General features: G+C 29.9%; 2 protein-coding genes. Both read left to right on the top strand.

Annotation, left to right across the window (positions count from 1 at the left end):
• On the top strand, positions 1-746 hold a 746-nt coding region (locus tag K0040_RS19755; RefSeq protein WP_228110404.1), incomplete at its 5' end, for a polymorphic toxin type 17 domain-containing protein.
• 12 nt (positions 747-758) lie between these two features.
• A complete protein-coding gene (locus K0040_RS19750; RefSeq protein WP_228110403.1) occupies positions 759-1,085 on the top strand; it encodes a hypothetical protein in 327 nt (108 codons plus the stop codon).
• Positions 1,086-1,675 lie beyond the last annotated feature (590 nt).

Below are 1,675 nucleotides of genomic sequence, written 5' to 3'. Positions count from 1 at the left end.
GATGTAAGATAACTAAAAAAGGTTGTTTTACAGCAGGAACGTTAATTTCAACAAAAGATGGGGATGTTCCAATAGAAGATATTGAAGAAGGCGACCTGGTATGGGCACAAGATTCAGAAACAGGAGACATAGCACTTAAAAAAGTAGTACAAACTTTTGAAAAAGAAACGGATACAATACTTTATATTAAAGTAGCGGGAGAAGTTATTGAAGCTACTGAACAGCATGTGTTCTATATTGATGGTGTAGGCTGGATACCAGCAAGTATGATTGAAGAAGGAGATGTAGTAGTTCTTCAGTCAGGTGATAAGTCTAAAGTTGAGAAGATAGATAAAGTAGTTCACAATGAACTGATAAGGGTATATAATTTTGAGGTTGAAGATTTCCATACGTATTTTGTATCTGATGCAAGTGTGCTTGTACATAATGATTATTCAGGAGTAAGAAGAAAAAAGGTCAAAGCGTCTAAAAAAGGCACTTTAAAAAATAAAAAATTACCAACGAAAGGCAAGATAAGATATGTTCCTTCTAAAAACTGGAATTCATCCCAACCACTACCTAAACATAATGGAGGGTATGTTGATAAATTTGAAAATATATGGACTAAAGGTCCATCAAGAACTGCAGGACAATCATTTGAATGGGATGTACAACTTTCTAAAACAGGTAAAGAGAGTTTAGGATGGGCAAGTAGAGATGGATCTCATTTGAATGTGTCCCTAGATGGTAAAATTACACATAAATAGGAGGGAGAGAATTTGTTTATTAGAGCATTTATATATTCAAACAGTGATGATGAAGCTCAGAATATTTTTGAAAGCCTTATTGAATCTGTTAAAGATGGTATAAAGAATAAAGAATATATAGAAAATAAACCATATTGGAAAATAGAGGGTATATATGTTGTAGAAGTAAAAATTCTATTCGATAATAAATTTAATAAAAATTATAACGATAAGTTACTTGAAAGTATATGTGACAAATGGATAACCTTTGGAAATCCGATTGAAGAAGTATTAGCATACGATGATGATGAATGTAACTTTATAAAAAATGGATTAAAAATGATTAATATATTTTATTAAATATTTGAATTAAAAATGTGATGTAAATGAAATAAATTTAAATAGAGCAATATAATAGTACAATAAGAGTAAATAAAGTAGTATTAAAAAATAAAATTAGATAAACTCGAGCGTCAAAGAATATCTGTATATAATATATATAATGAGCTAATTAAAACTAATTAGCTCATTAATATTTTGAACTATTATCAATAAGGACTCCGGCCTTGAGAAATTTTTGGGGGGTACAGAGCTTGATGTATTTTGCTAAGTTTTTGCTAATGAGTATGATATAGATGATAATATAACATATCCTTCCTCTACATCTAGTGATGTAAAAGGACTAAAGTTCACTTATAATAGTGATAAGTGGTTACAAAAGATAGAGGCAAAAGTTGGAGTAGGGCACAAGCTTCTTAGAGAATACAACTACTTAAACGATGGAAAAGTTGAAAGTATAAAAGATTACAGAGATTTTGCAAAGGGAAGTAAAAGTACCTATACACTTAGAAGTTTTAAGTACGATAGCTTTGGAAGAGCTATAGACATTACTTATACTGATAGTGGAAAAGAAGAAGTGCTAGAAAAATATGAATACACTTATAATAAAA

The organism is Terrisporobacter petrolearius, assembly GCF_020748185.1.
Lineage (GTDB): Bacteria > Bacillota > Clostridia > Peptostreptococcales > Peptostreptococcaceae > Terrisporobacter > Terrisporobacter petrolearius.
The sequence above is the reverse complement of the archived record's forward strand: the minus strand, read 5'-3'. Positions and strand labels throughout refer to the sequence as shown.